Raw genomic sequence first — 341 nt, forward strand, 5'->3', positions numbered from 1 at the left:
GGGGGCGGGTGGCGGTGCCGGGGGGCGCCGGGTCGCGCGCCGGGCCCCCGGCAACTGGCGCGTGGAGCGGGCGGTCGCGTCAGACTGGAGGCGTGACCACCGTCCCGCACGCCGTCGACGCGGCCCTCCGCCCGGGCCCCGCCCAGCTGCGCCTGGCCGCGCTGGCCGCACCCGTCTGCGACCGGGCCGGCCTCGCCCTGGCGGGAGGGCACGCGCGGCGCGCCCACGGCGTCGCGGCCTGCCCGCAGGACGGGCTGACCCTGGCGACCGGCGGCGCCGACCTGCCGGCGGTGGCCGCCGCGCTGGGCGAGGCGTACCGGGCGGCTGGCGGCGGGGCCGTC

At 84.8% G+C, this 341-nt stretch carries 1 protein-coding gene; it reads left to right on the forward strand.

Translation table 11 applies throughout. The annotated features are described in order from the left end of the window. Nucleotides 1–92: 92 nt before the first annotated feature. Nucleotides 93–341, forward strand: a 249-nt coding sequence (locus ACLWS4_RS38070) for a hypothetical protein (RefSeq protein WP_416876580.1), incomplete at its 3' end; no start/stop codon positions are given.

It is taken from the genome of Kitasatospora sp. SC0581 (assembly GCF_048159585.1).
Lineage (GTDB): Bacteria > Actinomycetota > Actinomycetes > Streptomycetales > Streptomycetaceae > Kitasatospora.